Annotated in this window: 23 protein-coding genes, 1 tRNA gene and 1 riboswitch; of the genes, 5 read left to right on the plus strand and 19 right to left on the minus strand. The window is 28.9% G+C overall.

Going from position 1 to position 21,734, the window contains the following annotated elements:
- Positions 1 to 29: 29 nt before the first annotated feature.
- From ACQZHJ_RS10205 to ACQZHJ_RS10215, 3 genes are all read left to right on the plus strand, one after another.
- Positions 30 to 1,838 (plus strand): S8 family peptidase, encoded by a 1,809-nt coding sequence (locus tag ACQZHJ_RS10205; protein ID WP_430485450.1) that lies wholly within the window; start codon positions 30 to 32, stop codon positions 1,836 to 1,838.
- Positions 1,839 to 1,915: 77 nt separating this feature from the next.
- A riboswitch (TPP riboswitch) is annotated at positions 1,916 to 2,020 on the plus strand.
- Positions 2,021 to 2,106: 86 nt separating this feature from the next.
- A complete protein-coding gene (thiT, locus tag ACQZHJ_RS10210) occupies positions 2,107 to 2,802 on the plus strand; it encodes an energy-coupled thiamine transporter ThiT (protein WP_430485451.1) in 696 nt (231 codons plus the stop codon).
- 109 nt (positions 2,803 to 2,911) lie between these two features.
- On the plus strand, positions 2,912 to 3,991 hold the full coding sequence (locus ACQZHJ_RS10215) for a pyridoxal phosphate-dependent aminotransferase (protein WP_430485452.1): 1,080 nt from the start codon (positions 2,912 to 2,914) through the stop codon (positions 3,989 to 3,991).
- A gap of 94 nt (positions 3,992 to 4,085) precedes the next feature.
- On the opposite strand, the gene cax is transcribed toward ACQZHJ_RS10215, so the two are convergent.
- From cax to ACQZHJ_RS10260, 9 genes are all read right to left on the minus strand, one after another.
- Positions 4,086 to 5,132 (minus strand): calcium/proton exchanger, encoded by a 1,047-nt coding sequence (cax, locus tag ACQZHJ_RS10220; protein ID WP_430485453.1) that lies wholly within the window; start codon positions 5,130 to 5,132, stop codon positions 4,086 to 4,088.
- A gap of 254 nt (positions 5,133 to 5,386) precedes the next feature.
- Positions 5,387 to 6,676 carry an alkaline phosphatase family protein gene (locus ACQZHJ_RS10225; RefSeq protein ID WP_430485454.1) on the minus strand — a complete coding sequence of 430 codons (1,290 nt, stop codon included), beginning with the start codon at positions 6,674 to 6,676 and terminating at the stop codon, positions 5,387 to 5,389.
- A 95-nt stretch (positions 6,677 to 6,771) separates the two neighbouring features.
- Positions 6,772 to 7,137 carry a hypothetical protein gene (locus ACQZHJ_RS10230; RefSeq protein ID WP_430485455.1) on the minus strand — a complete coding sequence of 122 codons (366 nt, stop codon included), beginning with the start codon at positions 7,135 to 7,137 and terminating at the stop codon, positions 6,772 to 6,774.
- A gap of 120 nt (positions 7,138 to 7,257) precedes the next feature.
- A complete protein-coding gene (locus tag ACQZHJ_RS10235; RefSeq protein ID WP_430485456.1) occupies positions 7,258 to 7,671 on the minus strand; it encodes a hypothetical protein in 414 nt (137 codons plus the stop codon).
- Positions 7,672 to 7,891: 220 nt separating this feature from the next.
- On the minus strand, positions 7,892 to 8,791 hold the full coding sequence (locus ACQZHJ_RS10240) for a DUF368 domain-containing protein (protein WP_430485457.1): 900 nt from the start codon (positions 8,789 to 8,791) through the stop codon (positions 7,892 to 7,894).
- A 38-nt stretch (positions 8,792 to 8,829) separates the two neighbouring features.
- Positions 8,830 to 9,615 (minus strand): M15 family metallopeptidase, encoded by a 786-nt coding sequence (locus tag ACQZHJ_RS10245; protein WP_430485458.1) that lies wholly within the window; start codon positions 9,613 to 9,615, stop codon positions 8,830 to 8,832.
- Positions 9,616 to 10,162: 547 nt separating this feature from the next.
- Positions 10,163 to 10,489, minus strand: a complete 327-nt coding sequence (locus ACQZHJ_RS10250; protein ID WP_430485459.1) for a hypothetical protein — start codon at positions 10,487 to 10,489, stop codon at positions 10,163 to 10,165.
- Positions 10,490 to 10,588: 99 nt separating this feature from the next.
- Entirely contained in the window at positions 10,589 to 11,245 is a 657-nt protein-coding gene (locus tag ACQZHJ_RS10255) for a class D sortase (protein ID WP_430485460.1), read from the minus strand.
- A 104-nt stretch (positions 11,246 to 11,349) separates the two neighbouring features.
- A tRNA-Leu gene (locus ACQZHJ_RS10260) sits at positions 11,350 to 11,436 on the minus strand.
- A 142-nt stretch (positions 11,437 to 11,578) separates the two neighbouring features.
- On the opposite strand from ACQZHJ_RS10260, the gene ACQZHJ_RS10265 reads away from it, so the two are divergent.
- Positions 11,579 to 12,517, plus strand: a complete 939-nt coding sequence (locus ACQZHJ_RS10265) for a DUF6414 family protein (RefSeq protein ID WP_430485461.1) — start codon at positions 11,579 to 11,581, stop codon at positions 12,515 to 12,517.
- A 40-nt stretch (positions 12,518 to 12,557) separates the two neighbouring features.
- Here the strand turns inward: ACQZHJ_RS10265 and ACQZHJ_RS10270 are convergent, their stop codons facing one another.
- Entirely contained in the window at positions 12,558 to 13,427 is an 870-nt protein-coding gene (locus tag ACQZHJ_RS10270; RefSeq protein ID WP_430485462.1) for a methionyl aminopeptidase, read from the minus strand.
- Between the two features lie 398 nt (positions 13,428 to 13,825).
- Positions 13,826 to 14,425, minus strand: coding sequence for a zinc dependent phospholipase C family protein (locus ACQZHJ_RS10275; RefSeq protein WP_430485463.1), 600 nt, complete (start codon positions 14,423 to 14,425; stop codon positions 13,826 to 13,828).
- Positions 14,426 to 14,523: 98 nt separating this feature from the next.
- Between ACQZHJ_RS10275 and ACQZHJ_RS10280 the strand changes: the two genes are divergently transcribed.
- Complete coding sequence (locus ACQZHJ_RS10280; RefSeq protein WP_430485464.1) at positions 14,524 to 15,453, plus strand: hypothetical protein; 930 nt, start codon at positions 14,524 to 14,526, stop codon at positions 15,451 to 15,453.
- Positions 15,454 to 15,521: 68 nt separating this feature from the next.
- On the opposite strand, the gene ACQZHJ_RS10285 is transcribed toward ACQZHJ_RS10280, so the two are convergent.
- The 8 genes from ACQZHJ_RS10285 to lon form a co-directional block, all read right to left on the minus strand.
- The gene (locus ACQZHJ_RS10285) at positions 15,522 to 16,130 is read right to left on the minus strand and encodes a hypothetical protein (RefSeq protein WP_430485465.1); all 609 of its coding nucleotides are present in this window, start codon (positions 16,128 to 16,130) and stop codon (positions 15,522 to 15,524) included.
- Between the two features lie 91 nt (positions 16,131 to 16,221).
- Complete coding sequence (locus tag ACQZHJ_RS10290; protein WP_430485466.1) at positions 16,222 to 16,470, minus strand: hypothetical protein; 249 nt, start codon at positions 16,468 to 16,470, stop codon at positions 16,222 to 16,224.
- A gap of 24 nt (positions 16,471 to 16,494) precedes the next feature.
- Complete coding sequence (locus ACQZHJ_RS10295; protein ID WP_430485467.1) at positions 16,495 to 16,686, minus strand: hypothetical protein; 192 nt, start codon at positions 16,684 to 16,686, stop codon at positions 16,495 to 16,497.
- 36 nt (positions 16,687 to 16,722) lie between these two features.
- On the minus strand, positions 16,723 to 17,163 hold the full coding sequence (locus ACQZHJ_RS10300; protein WP_430485468.1) for a hypothetical protein: 441 nt from the start codon (positions 17,161 to 17,163) through the stop codon (positions 16,723 to 16,725).
- Positions 17,164 to 17,394: 231 nt separating this feature from the next.
- Positions 17,395 to 17,850, minus strand: a complete 456-nt coding sequence (tnpA, locus tag ACQZHJ_RS10305; protein ID WP_124044959.1) for an IS200/IS605 family transposase — start codon at positions 17,848 to 17,850, stop codon at positions 17,395 to 17,397.
- A gap of 238 nt (positions 17,851 to 18,088) precedes the next feature.
- Positions 18,089 to 18,544, minus strand: coding sequence for an IS200/IS605 family transposase (gene tnpA, locus ACQZHJ_RS10310; RefSeq protein ID WP_124044959.1), 456 nt, complete (start codon positions 18,542 to 18,544; stop codon positions 18,089 to 18,091).
- Positions 18,545 to 18,717: 173 nt separating this feature from the next.
- Entirely contained in the window at positions 18,718 to 19,314 is a 597-nt protein-coding gene (gene yihA, locus ACQZHJ_RS10315) for a ribosome biogenesis GTP-binding protein YihA/YsxC (RefSeq protein WP_430485469.1), read from the minus strand.
- Positions 19,314 to 21,653 (minus strand): endopeptidase La, encoded by a 2,340-nt coding sequence (gene lon, locus ACQZHJ_RS10320; RefSeq protein ID WP_430485470.1) that lies wholly within the window; start codon positions 21,651 to 21,653, stop codon positions 19,314 to 19,316. The genes yihA and lon overlap by 1 nt, the downstream gene beginning before the upstream one ends.
- Positions 21,654 to 21,734: the final 81 nt, after the last annotated feature.

The raw sequence follows: 21,734 nt of genomic DNA on the forward strand, positions 1-21,734 counted from the left end.
AATTATTATCACTTTAATTAGGAGCTATTATGATAAAAAACTTTTATAATGACCCAGATTTTATAAACCTGGTTATTGAATATTTTGGTGATATAGAAAAGATAATTGAAGATATTCCAGATGCAAGTATATATATAATAGATGAACGAATAGCTATACTCTCTTTAAAAGAAGACAAGCTTGATATTTTGCTAAAAGAGGTACAACCTTTTATACTTGCAGAAATAGGAGCACTCTATACCTTGGAAAATGTCTCCCCAGTAGAAGCTTCCTCTGCAACAAATTTTCATCGTAACCCGTATATAAACCTTACAGGAACGGATGTAATAATAGGTATGATTGATACTGGTATAGATTATTTAAACGATGAATTTATGCTAGAAGATGATTCTACACGAATAATCTCTATCTGGGATCAAACTATTGATTCAGATAAAACTCCCGAAGGAATGCTTCATGGCAGCGAATATAGTGAAAATGAAATTAATGAAGCTATAAAACTTTTCAAAGCTGGAGGAGATCCATATACAATAGTTCCATCAAAAGATGATATAGGACACGGAACCCAAATGGCTTCTATTGCAGGTGGTCGTGGTAAAAACAGAGATTTCATAGGAGCCGCTCCAAACTGTAAATTTATAATAGTTAAATTAGAAGAAGCCTTTGAAAGCTCTACAAAATTATTTTATCCTAAAAATAATATTCCTATATATAAAAATACTGATACAATCCTTGCAGTTAAATATCTTTATACCCAAGCAATAAAGTATCAGAAACCCATTGTAATCTATATAGGTATTGGTGGTAATCTTGGACCTCATTCTGGTGAAAGCAATTTAGAAAGATATATAAATAAAATATCTACTAAGAGAGGTATTGTAGTTGTTAACTCAACTGGTAATCAAGGTAATACAGATACACATACTTCTAGTAAAATACCTGGAAAAGGCTTAAATAGCATAATAGAATTAAATATAGATAAGAATCAAAAAGGCATCATACTTCAAATTTACGGTAAAAAACCTGATAAATTCACTTTAAGTATATCATCTCCTTCTGGCGAAACAATAAAAAACATTACCGTCTTCGATACTAAAGTCGGGTTATTTGGTCTATATTATAATATTAAATTTATATATGAAGGAACAACTATGGAGATTGCCTACGACTCACCTGATGAATTCACTGGTGATGAATCCATACTTATTCGCGCAAATAATATAACAGAAGGTATATGGAAATTCATTCTAACAGGAGAATATATAGTATATGGTAAATATGACGCATGGATTCTTCAAAGGGAATTACTCGCTCCAAACACTAAATTCTTATCTCCAACTAAGGAAACTACCTTAACAGAGCCTGGTACTTGTGCAAATATAATTACTGCTGCATACTATAATCAAAATAATAATGCCATAGTGTCAAGTTCTGGTGAGGGATTTACTAGAAATAATATAGTTCAGCCAATCATAGCTGCTGGAGGAATAAATGCAATAGCAACTAAACCAGGTGGTGGCTCTTCCCTTGTTTCAGGCGGAAGTGTAGCAGCTGCTGTAACTGCGGGCTGTTGTGCTCTACTTCTCCAATGGAGTATTATAGATGGAAACAATCCAACAATGTATGCTCAAAAACTCCAAACATTTTTGATTAGAGGTTGTAAAAAAAGACCTAACGATAAATACCCTAATAGAAATCTAGGATATGGTATTTTAGATTTGGTTGGAACAGTAAACAGTTTAAGATTAGGCACTTTAAGTAGATCTAATTCAATTTCTAAATCAACCGATGAAGAATTTTATATAAATAATTTGTTTATAAGAAAGCCTAAGGAATAATATTTATTAATTGAAAGTTTTTATTATTTTAACTTGACCTAAATAAGATTTAGAGCTAAAATTAATTTAGAATTATTTTCATGTGCTAGGGGTGCCCTTTGGCTGAGAAATAGCTTATAGCTATTAACCCTCAAACACCTGATCTGGTTAATTCCAGCGTAGGGAAGCGTTTTAGGCTGAATTTTAACCGGATTCTTATTAAAGAATTCGGTTTTTTTATTCTTTCTTCTACCCTCCCTATGCATTTATTAAAAGGAGGGGTTAAATTATGATGTCATTTTCTGAAATAATAAATGACTTTATAAACAGTTTTTCAGAGATTAACTTAGGTGGAAACTTTAAAGAAATAATAACTAATCCACTTACATTACTTACATTAATAGCATGTCTATTAATATTTTTACTACTTATAAAATCCAAAGATATTAAGTTTGATACAAAAATGATTACAACCATTGGTATAGCATTAGCTTTAACTACTGTATTAAACATGTTAAAAATATATAAGTTTCCTCAAGGAGGAGGTATAACTATAGGAGCTATGGTTCCTATAATACTTATAGCATTTGCTTATGGTCCACTTGTTGGTATGCTTACTGGTTTTTTATTTGGTATAATATCACTATTTATAGATCCATATATTCTTCAGCCAGTTCAAGTTTTATTTGATTATCCATTGCCTTATATGGCATTAGGAGTTGCAGGATTCTTTAAAAACCACAAAATTTCGGGAGCCATCATTGCAATCTTCTTAAGATTTGTGTGTCATTTTATTTCTGGAGTTGTTTTCTTCGGAAGCTATGCTCCAGAAGGAATGTCTCCAATAATTTATTCACTATTTGTAAACGGCTCTTTAATAGGTGCTGATGGAATCATATGTATAATAATACTTACTCTTTTACCTATTAATAGATTAATAAAAGCTATGAGTTCAAAAAATACAACTGCAGGATATATAGCATAAATTTTAAAGGTTTAGGTCATATTAAAGACTTAAACCTTTTATTTTTTATTTTAAAAAACTTTATTATAAGTATATAATAAATAGTAGAACTTAACTTAGGAGGTTAATTATGAGTACAAATCATGGAGCTAACTTATTTGACTTATCAAATAAGCTAGGTTTTGAAAAAAAAGAAATTAAAGATTTTAGTTCAAATATAAATCCTTTTGGAGCATCACAAAAAGCAAAGGAATTTGTTTTAAATAATATAGATATGGTTTCTATGTATCCAGATCCTGAATATAAAACTTTAAAAGAATCAATTTCTACTTACTGTGGCTGCTTAAAAGAAAATATAATAGTAGGTAGCGGTGCTACTGAACTTATCTCTTCTTTCATAGAGATAATAAATCCTAAAAAAGCACTTTTACTTTCTCCCTCATACTCAGAATATGAAAGTGAACTTGAAAAAATAAATTGTGAAATAGCTAAATTCTTTTCAAAAGAAGAAAATGACTTTAAAATTGATGTCAAAGAGCTAATATATTCAATAAACTCTTCTAACTATGATTTAGTTATTATATGTAACCCAAATAATCCAACAGGATTTGCTTTCTCAAAAGATGAAATAACTGAATTATTAGCTAATACTAACACTTTTGTAATGCTTGATGAAACTTATGTTGAATTTACTGAACCTGAAATATATTCATCAACTACTCTAGTAGATAAATTTCCAAAACTGTTCTTAATTAGAGGAACATCTAAGTTCTTCTCAACTCCCGGAATAAGATTAGGCTATGGACTTATATCTCACAAAGAAACAAAAAAGAAGATGAAAGAAAAACTTGATTTATGGAATATAAATATATTTGCAACTTCAATGGGTGAAGTTATGTTTAAAGATGAAGAGTACATAAAATCAAATACCACCAAACTAAAAAATGAAAGGGACTATTTATTTAATGAACTAAGCTCAATGGCAGATTTAAAGGTATTTAAAAGTTATAGCAACTTTATACTTTGCAAAATTTCATCACAAAAACTAACTGCTAAAGAACTTTATGATATCCTTATGAAAAAAGGAATAATTATAAGAAACTGTACCTCATTTGAAGGATTAAACGAATATTTCTTCAGAGTATGCGTATTGAAACCTGAGGACAACAAACTGCTTATAAAACTATTAAAAGAAATCTTCTATAACTAGTATATATTATTTCTAAATATGCTATTGTAAATCCAATTACAAGAAAAAAACTACCTAAGTTTTAATAAAACCTAGGTAGTTTTTTATTTTTCTATTAAACTATCATAAACATTGCTGCTATTATTAGATAAACCGCTAAAAGTTGAACTCCTTCAAGCCAATTAGATTCTCCATCATTAACTACTCTATTCGCTATTAATACTGAAACTATTAAAGCAACTAATTCAAAAGGATTGAATATAATGCTCATAGGCTTAAATATCAAGCTTAAGAATATTAAAACTGGAGCAACAAATAGTATAACTTGTAGACTTGATCCTATAGCTATTTCTACTGCAACATCCATTTTATTCTTCATAGCCATTATAATAGCTGTACTATGCTCTGCTGCATTACCTATTATAGGGATTAGAATTATACCTACAAACAATTCGCTTAATCCTAAGCTTTGTGTCATAGGTTCTACTGCTCCGACTAAAAATTCACTCTCTATGGCTATAATTACAGTGGCAATTACTAAAACAAATATAGCTTTCTTTAGTGACCATTTAGCTTCTCCCTCTTCTTCCTCTTGCTCTACTGCATAAATATCCTTATGAGTAAAGAATGAGAATACTAAACTTAATATGTATATAGCAAACATTACTACTGCTACAATAACACTTATGCTCTCATATGTAGTGTTTAATAATTCAGGTTTTATAGTATGTGTAAATATAGCAGGTATTGTTAGTCCAATAACTGCAAATAAAAGCATACTTGAACTTGTCTCTACTACCTTTTTATTAAAGCCTTGAGTTTTGTATTTTAAACCTCCAGCTAACATACTAGCACCGAGTACTAAAAGTATATTTCCTATTACCGAACCAGCAATTGATGCCTTAACCACATCAAAAAGTCCATCTTTTAATGCAAAGAAAGATATTATAAGCTCAGTAGCATTTCCAAATGTAGCATTTAAAAACCCACCTAATTTTGGTCCTGTATAAAATGATATTTCCTCTGTAGCTTCCCCCATTAATCCTGCTAAAGGAACTATAGCTAAAGCCGCTAATAAAAACATAATTGTTGGTGAAAAGTGCATAAATTCACCTATAATACTTATAGGTATGAATATTAAAAGCCATTTAAGTATTTTCATCTTTTGTCCTCCATATATAATTTATTGCTAACATACACCATTATATCATTTTTATTAACATTTTTAACACTTTATTAACTATATAAAACAAAAAAAACGCTATTCATAAGCGTTCTTTTAATTAATTACATATCTACATATTTTATGAAATAATTATTGGCAATATTATTTTCTACCATTTTAATTTATCATAATTTTGCGACAATTTCAACAATTTTAAATAAATTAATTATTATTACCATATTTTTTAAATTCTATGCTCTCTCAAAAATTCTCTCTTCAATTTTTCCATCACTATTTTTAAATTGTAATCCAAGTATTTTTGCTAAAGTTGGTCCATGATTTACAAGCTCTCCTCCATCAATTTCAAACCCATGTTTTATTCCTCTTCCTTTTACTAAAAAGAAGGTTTCATATTGTTCTTTATTAGGAGAGTATCCATGAACAGCCTTATATACATGATCTTCTTTTATACTTTTAATGTCTTGAACGATATTTCCAAAAAATGAATTACTAAAATAATATCCTCTTGAAGCTTCTACCATATAGTCACATTGGTCATTAGCGCCCCTTTTAATAGCCTCTTCTTTATCTATTATTTCCTCTATTGCACCTTCTTCTTTCAATGAATTTAATATATTTAAAAGTAGTTTCTTTGTTTCATTATCATTTTTATCTTTTAAATAGATGTAAGAGGATCCTCCACATTCTCTTGCAATAGCTTTAAAGTTCTTTATATTATCATCTTTAACTTCTAAAAGATTTTTCTTTCTAAATTCACTATTTAACCTTATTTCTTTATCCGTATCTATAGCACTATGATCACCTAATAAAACTATAGTTGTTTCATCATATATATTAGCCCTTTTTAAAGCCTCTATTATATCTCCAACTCTTTTGTCATGCCTTTCTAATGCCTCTAAAGCTTCCTTGCTACTATATCCATAATCATGTCTATGTGAATCAACATCTATTAAATGTACCATAGTTAAATTTGGCTTATAATTTTCTATTGTATATTTAGTGCATTCTGTTACAAAGTCATCTAAATATGGTTCTTTTGTTCCCTTTCTTATATGTCCAAATTTATTGTTTAATTTTAATTGATATCCTATTGTCCCCGCTAAAGCTGACATAACTATCTGATTATGCCATGGTTTTGTTTCAAATATCTCTGGCATATTATAATCTATTTTCATTTTACCAGTTACAGGCCAAACTATAGCAGCAGTCTTTAACCCTGCATTCTTAGCCAATTCAAAAAGTGTTTCTCCATTTATTTTATTACCATACCAGTTCCAATTTGGATTTTTATCCTTTATCTTTAGTACAGTATTATTAGTTATTCCATGATTTACTGGATATTTTCCAGTAACTATAGACACATGTGCTGGGTATGTTAAAGAAGGATATATTGTCTTTACGTTTTTTATAACAGTCCCTTCCTTAATCAAATTAGATATATTAGGTAACTTTTTCATAATATCTAAATCCCTTGATGAAACTGCATCTAAGGAAATAACTATCATATACTTTTTCTTCATTTTGTTTTCTACACTCCTTATTTCAATCAAAGCTTACTTTTCTTTTGATTATTAAATATTATACATCCTACAATTAATTCATAAAAGATATAATGTTATTTTATCTTAAGTTTTTTCTTTCTCTTACTTAATATAACTTTAAGTTCTTCATAAACTTCTCTATCTACCTTTCCTTTAAGTTTATTTAGGAACATACTAGCATCATCTACTTGACCATTTCTTATCTTTTCTAAAAAAGCACTTACTCTCCAAGAAACTTTCATTTTGTTAGTAGTAAATAAAATCAAACTTATTATAAATGAAGGTAAAACTATTACAGGCTTAACTAATGCAAAAAGCACCAAAATCCAAGCTATATTTGTTGTTATCATATAAAACTTACATAATTCTCTTATTTGATCACTATACTCAAATTCATATACCTCTGCTTTTTTTCTTTTTAAAAATGCAATTTTCCCCATATAACTTCCCCCTAAATCATATTACTATAATTATACCCTCAAAAGCAGCACTTTTCCATATTATGTAATGTAAACAAATAAAAAATACTTAAGCTAAAATAGCTTAAGTATTTTTTTATGTTAACCAATTATGTCTTTTGCCATATCCTCTAATTTCTCTTCTCCATCTTTTTCTGAGAAATTATAAAAACAATTTGCTACTTGTATTTTCTTTGCTCTTGATATGTTTAAATCCTTACTTATCTTCTCTAAGAAATCAACCTCTTCTATATCACAATCTTCATCAACTAATCCTATTCTAACAAGTTCAAAATAAACTATATTTTTAACTTTATCTGAAGATTCTTTTATTATTTTAACAGCATCCTCATATGAAATGTTGCCTAACTCTTCTTTTTCTAAGCCTAACTCTTTTATATAAACTTTCATTAGCTCTTCTTCTTCTTTTCTTATATCTTCATCTGCTAAAGCAAACTCAGTTACTAAATTTATAAAAGCTATTCCTTGTTCTTTATTTAGTTCTTGTAAAAACATCTTTATCCCTCCGACTATTTTTTAACTTATTAATACTATACTATAAATTTTATACTATAACAAAGTATTTATATAATAAATTTCAATTAATACGTTCTTACTGTTTAATATTCCTACGTTATATTTTAAAAATCTCCACTATTCTAAAATATATTAACAACAAAGGTTAGTACCACCAGCAAATAGCAATACTAACCTTAGTTATAAATTACCTTTTAGATTATTTTTCTTTCTTCTCAAGATAAACTTTTAATTGTTGTAATCCTACTATTAATCCTCCACCTATTATGAAAAATAAGAAATTAAAATTACTTAAATTCATAGCCGCTTTTGGAACTTCTAAAGTTGTTGGTCCCATAAACACAGCATAAATAGATCCTATCATTAATCCTATAATGAAATATATCATTTGAGATCTATAATTTGAAAGTAAAAACTTAATTAATCTTATTGTAGTTATTATTCCCGCTATTACTCCTAAACCGAAAACTATAAGCATAGGAAGGTAGCTAAAATTAAAAGTTAATGTTTCTTTAACTGCATTTACAACCGGTGCATAAAGACCAAATATTAAAAGCAGTGTAGAACCTGAAATCCCAGGTAAAACCATAGCTGATATAGCTATCATTCCAGCTATAAATACATATATAGCTAATGGTAGTGAGAATTCATTTAAAACTAAACTTGTCCCTTTTGCTGCACCAGTAGCGGGGTTAAAATATGTTATTCCAGCTACAATTGCAATTCCTAAAATAGCATATATTACATATCCATAATTCTTCTTTAAAGCTTTTTTATCTTCACTTATTATTATTGGAATAGAGAATATAATAAATCCAGTAAATAGTGAACTTATCTTATATATTTCCTTATCAAAAATTGATGCTATGAACAGTATAGATAATACCATTCCAGTTACCCAACCTACTCCTAATTTTAATAAGAATATTATAGCATCCTTTTTACTCATATCAGTCTTTTTTGTTGATGTTAATGCATTTAATGAGCTTATAAACTTGTTATAAAATCCCATTATGAAAGCTATAGTTCCACCAGATACTCCTGGTACACTATCTGCTAATGCCATTAAAAAACCTCTTATAAAGTTAATCACATACATATAAATATCTCCTTTAACCTATTAAATTATTTATATTATTACTTTGTATTGATACCTAATTCTTCATATAACTCTTCTAAGGTTAAATTATTCTTATGACAGTATGTACTTATCTCGACATTGCCAATGTATCTATAATGCCATGGCTCATAGGTATATCCTGTTATATCTTCTTTTCCCTTTAAATATCTAAGGATAAAGCCATATTTATGTGCATTTTCTAAAAGCCATTTTCCTTCTTTTGTATCTTCAAAAGCCTCTTCTAACTGAAAATCTATTGAGCTAGTTGTTATATCAACTGCTAATCCTAACTGATGTTCACTTCTTCCTGGAAGAGCTACTAATTCACTTGAATCGCTATTTTCTCTTTCTAAGGCTCTATTATATAAGTATTCTTGTTCTTCATAAGATCTATGTGCACAAGACAAATACATTTCCATACCATCTTTTTCTGAATCACTAAACATTCTTTCTAAATCTTCTTTAATGATAGAATTAACCTTGTTTCTTGGTTCTTCTGACTTTCCTACTAAAGTAATATTGGGAACTACTAGAGACTCTGGCCCATACATTTTATCTATAGGGTTTTCTTCGTTTACCAATAAAAATAATCCTTTAGTATCTTCTAGAATTATATTTTTTATTCTCTTTTGTTCTTCTGTAAGAGTATCAGCTTCCTCTATAATAAAATCCTTATAATTATCATCTTGACTTATAGCTTCTAAGCTAGCTCTTTTTATTAAGGAATACTCTCTACCCAATGAGAAAGCAACAATAGAAAATATTATTAATGTTCCTATGAACAAATATTTCTTAAATTTCAATTTATTTACCTCCAATTATTCTTAAACAGATTATCTTTTAAATTATTGACAAAATAATTTTATTTAAACAAATCTCTGTAAAATTATAAAAGGATACTTTACTCTAAAAATATGTAATACAAATTTTATTATATTATAAAAATTCAGTTATATTCAACATAATAATAAAAAAATTACCTATATTAATTAAAATATAGAAAATTTATGAATATTTTTAAAATAAATAGAGATTGTTTTAGGATAAATTCCTTAAACAATCTCAAAACATTAAATTTTATATACTATTGCTTCATAAGGCCTTAATATTAGTTCATCTAATTCTTTTTCTGAAGTCTCATAATTACTAAATATAATTCTTCCACGAATTCTCCCACAATTTATTGCAACATTTAAATTTCTTTAATATTAAACCCTATAAGTAAATTATATGAAAAATACTTATAAGTTATAATTAAATAAATTTAAAAGCCCAAATAAAGTATGGAATGTTAATCATACTTTATTTGAGCTTATCATTCTCTAACCCAACATTTTCTTTAAATTTTTACTACTTTGCTGCTTTTAATTTATTCCTTCTATGTTTATCTGTCTTAAAAGCAAGGATTGCTATAAACAATACTATTATTGAAGAATATAAAATTAAATATACTCCAACACCCATACTATTCATAATAATAAAATATACAGCCGTAAGTATCATACAACAGCTCCCTATTCTTTGGAAAGTATCTCCTAACAAATTACTTACATAGTTTAAGTCATCCTTTTCAGGATCAAAACCTGATAATACCTTGGCAAGTTTTCTTTCCTTGACCTTTTTCCCCAAAAAAATATTAACAATACTTAATATTAATAATAAAATAGCAATAACCATATTTCCCCTCCACATATACCATTTTATTGTATTATATCATATTTTTGTATAATTTTTTTCATATTCCTCATTAAGCTTTATTAAAGTTTCTTTTAATTTTTAACTAACTAAAATTCCTTTAACAATCAATCTACTTTTAGCACTATCAGAACAAGTTATTAATGTTATTTCATTTTCTTTACCCTCTTCTATAACACTTAAATCTGATGGTTCTACAACCTGTTTATCATATACCTTATACCTATAAGTATTTTTATTATAATTTATGCTTATTATATCTCCTTTTTTAAGTTCATCTAAATTTTCAAATATACTCCCATATATATTATTATGAGCTGCTAAAACACAATTTCCAGCTTCTCCCGGTAATGAAGAATTTTCAAAATGAACTACAGCATGTTTCATATTTTCGTCCGACACTCCATTTACTATAGGCGCTTTAAGATTTATATCATTAATTTCTAAAAGTCCTAAAACATTTTTCTTCTCTTTACTCTTATCATGTTCCCCATATTTACTCTCGTTATTTTTTTCATTCATAGAATTTTTATTGCTATTACTTACTTTACTATTTTCTTCTTTATTGCTCTGTATTTCTCCTATCACTAAGCTTTTTTCATATTCCATAATTAATTCTTTCTCTTTTTTCTTTCCAATGTATGTTGAATATAAAACATCACCAGTTATGAATAAACCTACAATAAACAATAATATTAAAATACCATTTATAAATTGTTTTTTTCTTCTATTTATCAAAATATTTCTCCTTAATTACAATTTAATATTATTTATTTTATCACATCAAAGTATAAACATGTATTTTCTTAAATAAAAAAAACACCTGATAAAAATCAGATGTTTGGTGCCGAAGACGGGACTCGAACCCGTACGAGTGTTAGCCCGGCGGATTTTGAGTCCGCTGCGTCTGCCAATTCCGCCACTTCGGCAAGAACATTTTTAATTATATACTAATTGCACATTTATGTCAATACATCCATACGCCTTCCATTTCTATTACTATTTTATCATAGGTAACAAATCTAATTAATATACTTTATAATAGTATTGTATTAATTTAGGAGAAAAACTATGAATGAACTTTTAAATCTTTTTATATACATAGATGACTATCTAATCAAAAGCTTATCTTCTGTATATTTAAATGGCTATATTGATATAAGAACATCTAAAAGGATATGTGATAATACTCTAGCTGGTAAAATCCACATAGATGAAAATAATAGAACCTACTGCAGTGATGGGAAAACCAGAATATATAATAAAGGCTTTAAAACTAATAATAAGTCTAGCGATTTTAATGAAACTTTGTTTCATGGATATGATAGAGCTTTAGAAAATAGAATTTTAGGAAGAAGTGAAGAAGAAATTAAAAGAATTTATACAAGCTTTGAAATTCACAATAATATGATAAGTAAAATGATAAATCTAAATCATATAAAAGACTATTCTAGTGAAATTTCCTCTTCTTCAATTCTTACAGAAGGAGAATTTATAAAACTTAAAGGTACTATTACAGAAAACTCTATGCTTTCATATTTAGATTCAATAATTTCATTAATTGAATGTTTTCCAGATGATATTTTAAATGAATTATTAAAAGATAAAAATATAGGTTCTTTAAACTTTTCTATCATTGTCTCATTGTTAAAAAATATAAAAGAAAAATTATCTTTAAATGCTACTCAAGATATTTTAATGGATTGCAATGGCTATTCAGTTATACTTTCAACTAACAATAAATACTTCTTAAATGGAGATTGTTATGTGTTTGATAATAGTAATTGTCATTGTAATATTATTGGAAAGGTAATTAAGGTATGTAATGATGGTGAATGTATAAATCTTCTTAGAAAACTTACTCAAGAAAATTATTATATCTCCCTATTTAATTCTATTATCCAATACTTAGATCTACTTAATGAACTTAATATTCCTATTCCTCAACCTCCTGAAATGAGAGTTAAATTTCCTGCAATTTTAGTAACTCCTATAAGCATGTATTTTTAAAGGCCTCCTAATTAAATTAGGAAGCCTTTTTTATCTACTTTTATTTAGCTATTATCTCAATTCCATTCTCTGTTACTAATACTGTATGTTCCCATTGAGCTGAAAGAGATCCATCCATTGTTAATGCTGTCCAGTCATTATCTGCATCAACAAAAACATCATATTTCCCTTCATTTATCATTGGTTCAATTGTGAAAATCATTCCAGGTACTAAAATCATTCCCTCTCCTCTATCACCATAATGATATACAAATGGATCTTCATGGAACTTTAATCCTACACCATGACCACCAAAATCTCTAACTACTGAATACCCATTGCTTTCCGCATGCTCTTGTATAGCTGCTCCAATATCTCCAAGGAATCCCCACGTCTTAACTGCCTCTATTCCTTTTTCTAGACATTCTTTAGCTACTTTCACTAATTTTTCAGCATTTTCACTAGCCTCTCCTATAATAAACATTCTTGAAGCATCTGAATAATATCCATTATATATTGTAGATACATCTACATTTATTATATCCCCGTCTTTAAGGATTATATTTTCATCTGGTATTCCATGACAAACCTCATCATTTATTGATGTACAAACACTCTTAGGAAATCCACCATAATTAAGTGGTGCTGGAATAGCTCCTCTACTTACAGTATAATCATGTACTATTTTATTTATATCTTCAGTACTCATACCAGCTTTTATTTGCTCTCCAACTAAATCTAAAACAGCATTATTTATCTCTGCACTTTTTCTTATTCCCTCTATTTGCTCTTCATTTTTTATAATATCTCTAGTTGGAACTTCATATCCCTCTCTTGCTAGAGTTTCTAATCTCTCATCAAATTCCATATGACATTTTTTATATTTCTTGCCGCTATTACACCAGCAAAGGTCATTTCTATTAATTTTCATTTCATCTTCTCCTTATAAAAAACTTTAAAATACTTCTTGGAGTATAACAATCTATACTCTAAGTATATACTAAGTTATATATTTTTCAAGTTCACTAAATTTTAATACTTATTATATTGTATATTGTTTTTCCAAAAAAGTTTCAAAAAACAAATGGATAACTTCTCTAAAAGAAGCTATCCATTTTAAATTATCTATAAAAATTACTAAACTTACTCTTATTGTATTCAGAATAAGTAATTAAGTTATAAATTACCCCTCTTATATCAATCTTTCTTATCCTCATTTCACTCTATACCTCCCTATTTACTAATTCTCTTATACCTAACTTAATTCAATTCTCAATTATTTATATATACTTTAACTAATATAATAATATGTAGTTTTTCTTAATAATATTAGAAAGCTATGTAATCTTTTCTTAAAAGTTTCTTCTTATCATTTAATTCTATACAATCAAAAACATACCTTGCAACAGAATTTGTTAAGTACATTGCAAAAAACAAATCATTATGATGTCCATATTTTTTTCTATATTTAAATAGTGACTTATGAAGAAAACTTTTATAATCTGCGTTTCCTAGTATCTTATAACTATCTTCCATAACAATCTTTTTTTCACTTAATGCTTTTTGCATCCTTTTTTCATACATTACATGTTTTAAAGTTACACTCTCTTTAAATCCCCATTCCTCATCATGTGGAAGTGAAAAGAAATCACATAAAAAATGACATATAACTCCTAGCTCTATGCTAAATTTTTCTTTTCCTAAGTTATTTAAAATATCCTCAGTTGTTAAACTTGTTAAATAAGAAATCTTTTCTTTAATTATATTTTCAAACTGCTTTCTTCCATGTTTTTTTAGCCTATATTTAGGAGATATATCTGGAAGCACATTGCCTTTCAAAAAGCTTTTGTGATTTAATATCTTCTTTCCTCTTCCATTTATAACCTTAAAAGTATTTTCTCCTATTTCAAGATGAGTTTTATACAACATATTAATCACCACCTTATTATATTTTGTTCAAATACTAAAAAAAAATTACAAATAATAAATTCTGTAATTTCAACATATAATCTAACTGAGGTGATTTCATGAGAATTGATAATATTAAATTCTTAAAAAAATTAATTCCTGCTCTATTGTTAATTTCAATATCTCTTTATCTAATAAACTCATTTTTATCAAAAAACAAAGTGATAAGTACTGCAAGTAAAACAATAATTGAACAAACAGTAAAAAATGATTTAAATGGAGATGGTAAAGATGATTCTCTTTATATAGCCTTAAAAGAAAATAAAGATTACTATATGTATGCAACTATAAACAATAAAGATTATGTGCTAAAACCTAGTGATAAGATTAAATCTATAGGTCGTTATTCACCAAACCATCCTATGACATTAAATTTGATAGATATAGATAGAAATAATATACCTGAAATAATTATTCAATCTTCTGAAGATAAAACGTCCATACAACATATTTTTAAATGGACAGGTGAAAACTTTGAAAATATATACTCATCAACTAATAATTTATTGGGATTAGTAGATTCAAACAATGGTAAAACCCCAAAAATAATTTCATTTTCATTAAATAGTTCAAAAGATGATATACAAAAATATATGTTATTAAATAATAATCTAAAAAACATATCTTACGATAACTTAGATGTGCCAGGATTTAATTCAATATGTGAGTTTATAAATATAGTTTCTTTAGGCTATGATTTATCAGAATTGCCTAATATCTTTGTAAGCTATATCTCCTCTGAAGACTTATCACAACTTTGGAGATTAGATAAAGATAACTTCTATTATGTATTCCAAGATGCATTCTTTAGAGATACCAATTGGAATGAATTCGGTGAACTTACTTCTTGTGATTGGAATGTTAGATTTAATAAAGTTTCAAAAATTGATGAAAATAAAACTAACCAAATCAGTTTTTCAATAACAATTGAAAAAGTACAGGATAATTTTTTAATATCATCTTTTGAAGCTCATTTAAATAAAAATTAAAACTAAGGAATACTAAATTATTTTAAATTTAGTATTCCTTAGTTTTATATAAAAAAACTTTTTCATGTCTAATAGGTTATTTTTCCTTCCTTATACATAGTTAATACTTTATCTAAAAACCTTGCTTTTTGTGGATCAACAAAGTTTTTTAATGAAACTAACATAGTTACAATTGGATCCATACTACCTTCGTTGTTCATACTATTTCCACCGGAGTTATCTCCTCCACCTAATCCTCCAAACATATTTGCAAGTGCACCTAATCCTCCCATGCCTCCTCCCATTGCTCCCATAGGATTCATTCCTCCTGTGCCTCCGCCTCCAAGCATACCCATTAATGAACTTAAATCTGGCGTTCCTCCACCCATTGGATTACCTCCCCCTCCTAACATTGCAGCTAGTGGGTTTACTCCTTGATTATTCATTGCTCCTAAAGGATTTGTATTATTCGTCCCCTTATTACTTGCTCCACCTTTTCCATCTTGATTATTTAAAATAGAATTTATTGAATTCATATCAAATCCATCATTACCCATAGAACTTAAAACTTCTGATACTTTACTCATATCTACATTTCCTAAACCAAGCATATCCAACATTTGAGGATTTAACCCTCCCATTGGATTCCCTTGATTTTGAGACTGATTACCTTTATTCTTATGTCTTCTTTTTGACATTCTCCATCCTCCTTAATAAAATTTTGATATGTAACTTTATACAAAAAGATATTTTTTTAGGAGGGCTTAAACAAACCCTCCACAAATTATTCTAACAACAATTATAGCCGCAGCTATTAGCATTTGTTCCACCACATAGCCAGAATAATAAGAATAAGATATATGCTCTATCATTATTTAATAATCCTGATTGACAAAGAATCAATAATGTTGGTAGTGCTGTACAAGCATTGAATCCTGTGCCTGCATTTCCACCACAATTACTATAGCCTCTATCGCAGCAATGACACTTTTTACATTTACATTTACATTCACATCTACAACATTTTCTTCTGCTCATAAAATTCACTCCTTTTAAATATTTTTAGCAACATCCATTGTTGCATCCACAAGCATTGTAACCTCCGCATAATATACCGAGTAAAACTAATATATATGCTCTATCATTACATAATAAGCCTGAACTTTGTAATACTAATAGTGTTGGTAATACTGTACAACAATCTAATCCTGCACAACTATTATTATTGCAACAGCATCTTTTTCTTCTACTCATAAATTTTCCTCCTTTGGTTTTCTAAAAAATTTTTAATTAGCAACCACAATTACCTAAAAAATTGTTCCCGTTATTATTTCCACAGCCAAATCCACATCCGCCGCATAAAGTTGCTAATACAATTATCCATATCAATGGAGCACATCCATTTCCGAATCCGCCGTAGCCTCCACCACAGCAATCATCTTGACAGCATCCGCATCTGCCGCCACCGAATCCACCAAAGCCGCATCCGCCACCACAAAGTAGTAGTAACCAGAATATACTAGCAAAACCGCCACCACAGCCAAATCCACCACAATTATTGTTAAATCCACCACAACAATTGTTATTTCCAGCAAAATTATTATATCCAGCTACACCTGATGGTCCACAGTTATCGTATGGATTTCCACAATTATTATTAAAGGCAGGGCCTCCACAGGAATTAGCACAATTTTCTCCAGCCATTCCATCTAAAATTTCATTTAAATCCATAAACTTACCTCCTGTATTTATCTTTATACTATATAGTATTCTTAGCTCTATTTTTTGACACTTATTTATGGATTTTTTTCTAAATTATGTAATAAAATTATGTGTACTAGCATATAATTCTATAATAAAAATCCACCAGCTTAGCTGGTGGTATTTCCTCAGCCCTATAAGGGCATGCTACTTGCGTTGCGTCTTAAGACGCTTAAATTGGTCCGCCAGCCGCATACTTCTTTACTTGCTACCCTTAAAAGGGTCCATATATTCTTTTATACTAATTTGATCAGCTATCATATCTTCTTGTTCTTGATTTCTTATATATTCTTCAATTGCCTTCTTATTTTTTCCGACAGTATCAACGTAAAATCCTCTGCACCAGAAATGTCTATTTCCATATTTATATTTTAAATTTGAAAACTTCTCAAAAATCATAAGACTACTCTTACCTTTTAAAAATCCAACGAAACTTGAAACACTCATTTTTGGTGGTATTTCAACAAGCATATGTATATGGTCTACGCAAGCGTGCGCTTCGACTATCTTAACTCCTTTCCATTCACAAAGCTGTCTTAATATCTTACCTATCTCTTGTTTTTTCTCTCCATATATTTCTTTCCTTCTGTATTTTGGTGCAAATACTATATGATATTTACAATTCCATTTTGTATGTGCTAAACTGTTTGTATCCATTTAAAAACCTCCCTTTGTTACGAAAATTGGCTGCGAACCTATTTTCATTTTAACAAAAGGAGGTTTTTTATTACATCGCTAAAGCTCATCTGAACACACTCGCATAGCGAGTGGTTTTCATTAAACAATAAATAAAAATCCACCAGCTTAGCTGGTGGTATTTCCTCAGCCCTATAAGGGCATGCTACTTGCGTTGCGTCTTAAGACGCTTAAATTGGTCCGCCAGCCGCATACTTCTTTACTTGCTACCCTTAAAAGGGTCCATATATTCTTTTATACTAATTTGATCAGCTATCATATCTTCTTGTTCTTGATTTCTTATATATTCTTCAATTGCCTTCTTATTTTTTCCGACAGTATCAACGTAAAATCCTCTGCACCAGAAATGTCTATTTCCATATTTATATTTTAAATTTGAAAACTTCTCAAAAATCATAAGACTACTCTTACCTTTTAAAAATCCAACGAAACTTGAAACACTCATTTTTGGTGGTATTTCAACAAGCATATGTATATGGTCTACGCAAGCGTGCGCTTCGACTATCTTAACTCCTTTCCATTCACAAAGCTGTCTTAATATCTTACCTATCTCTTGTTTTTTCTCTCCATATATTTCTTTCCTTCTGTATTTTGGTGCAAATACTATATGATATTTACAATTCCATTTTGTATGTGCTAAACTGTTTGTATCCATTTAAAAACCTCCCTTTGTTACGAAAATTGGCTGCGAACCTATTTTCATTTTAACAAAAGGAGGTTTTTTATTACATCGCTAAAGCTCATCTGAACACACTCGCATAGCGAGTGGTTTTCATTAAACAATAAAAAAATAGCCATGAAGGGCATTCCTTCATGGCTACTACTTTATTATTCTTCTACTTCCATTAAATCATCAAAAAGATAATCTACTAATTCATCTTTTCCTTTTTTATTTAATGATGAGAAGAATTTTAGTTTATGCTCTTTAGGTAATCCTAAAGTTTCTTTTATGATTTTCTCACATTTCCCTATTTGGTTGTTAGAAATCTTATCACTCTTTGTAGCGATAACTACTACTTCATATCCATAGTACTTTATCCACTCATACATCTGAATGTCATCAGCAGTAGGTTTATGTCTACAGTCTACTAATAAAACAACCTTTTTAAGTGGTGCTCTATCTACTAAATATCTTTCTATTGTAGCTCCCCAAGAAGCTTTTTCTTTCTTTGAAACCTTAGCATATCCATATCCAGGTAAATCAACTAAGTAAAATTCTTTATTTAATAGGAAGAAGTTTATTAATCTTGTCTTACCAGGAGTTTGACTCGTCTTAGCTAATTTCCTTCTATTTGTTATTGAGTTTATTATAGAAGATTTACCAACATTTGATCTCCCAACGAAAGCTATTTCTGGAAGATTATCCTCTGGATACTGTTCCTTTTTAACAGCTGATATTATAAACTCTGAACTTTTTATTTTCATTATTCTTCAACTCCAACCAATGCATTCTTTAATACATCATCTATTTTATCTGCAAGTATTATATTTAAACTATCCTTAACTATTTTAGGTAATTTAACTACATCTTTTTCATTTTCTTTAGGAACTATAACTGTGTCTATCCCTATTCTTCTAGCTGCTAGACACTTCTCTTTTAATCCACCTATAGCTAAAACCTTACCTGTTAAAGTAATTTCTCCAGTCATAGCTACATTATGTCTAACCTTTTTGCCTGTTAAAGCCGATACTAAAGCAGTAGTCATAGTAACCCCTGCTGAAGGACCATCTTTAGGAACTGCACCTTCTGGAGCATGTATATGAATATCTTTTTTAGAATAAAACTCATCCTCTATTCCTAAAGCTTTCATATTACTTCTTACATAAGTATATGCAGCCTTTGCAGATTCTTTCATAACATCTCCAAGTTGACCTGTAAGCTCTAGTCTACCCTTACCATCCATTACCATAACTTCTACTGGAAGAGTATCTCCACCATAAGCAGTCCAAGCCATTCCCATTACTACCCCAACCTTGTCTTCTTTATCTATTTCATCAAAGCTGAATATTTTAGGACCTAAATACTTTTCTACTAATTTAGTAGATATATTTAATTTTTCTTTATTCTTTTCTATTATATCCTTTATTCCTTTTCTTATAACATTAGCTATTTGTCTTTTAAGATTTCTTACTCCTGACTCTCTTGTATAACTATCTATTATAAGCTTTAATGCAGAATCTGATATACTTATTTTCTTATTAGTAACTCCATGTTCCTCTAATACTTTAGGAACTAAATATTTCTTAGCTATTCTAAATTTTTCTTCATATGTATATCCTGAAACCTCTATTAATTCCATCCTATCTAATAATGGTCTAGGGATTCCCTCTAAAGAATTAGCTGTTGTTATGAACATAACCTCAGATAAATCCATATCTACTTCTAAATAATGATCTCTGAAAGTCTTATTTTGCTCACTATCAAATACTTCTAATAAGGCATCAGCGGGATTTCCTTTAAAGTCCATCCCAAGCTTATCTATCTCATCAAGTAAGAATACTGGATTCATACTCTCAGCTTCCTTCATACCTGTAACTATTCTTCCAGGAATAGCTCCAACATATGTTCTTCTATGCCCTCTTATATCAGCTTCATCCCTTACTCCACCTAAAGACATTCTTACAAATTTTCTATTTAATGAAGTAGCAACACTCTTCGCTATAGAAGTTTTACCAACCCCTGGAGGACCAACTAAACAAAGAATAGGACCTTGTAATGACTTACTTATTTGCTTAACAGCTAAATACTCAAGTATTCTATCTTTCACATCTTTTAGACCATAATGATCTTTGTCTAATATCTTCTTAGCTTCTTTAATATCTAAAGTATCTTCAGTATATTCTCCCCAAGGCATGTTTAATAAATTTTCTAAATAAGTTTTTACTACTCCACCTTCTTGAGAATAGGGTGATGAACCATTTAATCTTGAAAGCTCATATTCTGCTTTTTCTTTAACTTGCTCTGGAAGTTTCTTTTCCTCAATTAAAGACTTGAACTCACTTATAGCTTTCTTATTTTCATCATCTTCACCAAGTTCTTCTTGGATAACTTTTATTTGTTCTCTTAAATAATATTCTCTTTGACCTTTTTCTAATTTCTTCTTAACTTTAGTTCCTATTCTTTTTTCTATCTTAGCAACTTCAATCTCTTGCTTAACATAAACTAAAAGTTTCTCAACTCTCTCTTTTATATCTAAAGTCTGAAGTACATCCTGCTTGTCCTCTTGTTTAACAAGTACATATGCAGATATTAAGTCTGTAACCTTATTTAAGTCTTTCTCTTCTTCTAGATTATCAAATAAATTAACGCCATTTACACCAGCGCTAGCTGTTATATCTAAAAATTCAAAAAAGTCATCTTTTAATTTTCTTGATAAAGCTTCAATTTCATGTTCTTCTTCTGCTTCATCATAACTAACATCTATTTTCTCTATTGATGCTTCAAGTAATTCCTCTCTATCAAAGAATTCATCCATTCTTGCTCTTTCAATACCTTCAACTAATACTCTTATGGTATCTTTAGGCATTTTTACAATTTGTTTTATTTCACAAATTGTACCTATCTTAAAGATGTCATCTTCACTTGGGTTGTCAATTTCTATATCCTTTTGAGCAGCTAAAAAGATTTTTTGATCTCCTGCCATAGCTTTCTCAACTGACTCTATTGACTTTTTCCTACCAACGTCAAAGTATATGACCATATTTGGAAATACAGTCAAACCTCTTAGAGGAATTAAAGGAAGAATTAATTTATCTTCTTTCATAAATATCCCCTCCAAAAAAAAGAATAACTATATATTATGTAAATATATAGCCTCTAACAAGTATACACATATTATAACTTT

Source organism: Clostridium sp. B9 (assembly GCF_050509515.1).
GTDB lineage: Bacteria > Bacillota > Clostridia > Clostridiales > Clostridiaceae > Sarcina.